Below are 601 nucleotides of genomic sequence, written 5' to 3' on the forward strand. Positions count from 1 at the left end.
ACATCCACTAAGAACCGTAAGGGCGGCGTGGTGATGAAAGGCCAGGTGGAGGTTCAGGGTCAGACCGTTACCGTAGAATATATTACTAAAAAAGCACAGACAAAGCGACAGAAAGAGCCTGAGATGGTTTGGGTTTATGAAGGAACAAGCAACACTTATACAGGCCTTCCCCCAAGCACTGTCACATCAACTAAGAACCGTAGGGGCGACGTGGTGCGGAAAGGCCAGGTGGAGGTTCAGGGTCAGGCCACTACCGTAGAATACATTACTAAAAATGCACAGACATTGCGACAGAAAGGATCTGACATGGTTTGGGTTTATGAAGGAACAGGCAACATCTACACAGGCCTTCCCCCAAGCAATGTCACATCAACTAAGAACCGTATGGGCGGCGTGGTGATGAAAGGCCAGGTGGAGGTTCAGGGTCAGGCTATTCCCGTAGAATACATTACTAAAAAAGCACAGAAGAGGCGACAGAAAGAGCCTGAGATGGTTTGGGTTTATGAAGGAACAGGCGACATTTATACAGGCCTTCCCCCAGGCACTGTAATATCCACTAAGAACAATAAGGGCGGCGTGGTGATGAAAGGCCAGGTGGAGG

Annotated in this window: 1 protein-coding gene; it reads left to right on the forward strand. The window is 49.3% G+C overall.

Annotation, left to right across the window (positions count from 1 at the left end):
- Positions 1-601: hypothetical protein (locus ACQUW5_RS15295; RefSeq protein ID WP_444992123.1), on the forward strand; the 601-nt coding region annotated here is incomplete at both ends.

The sequence above is a fragment of the Legionella pelazae genome (genome assembly GCF_052527395.1).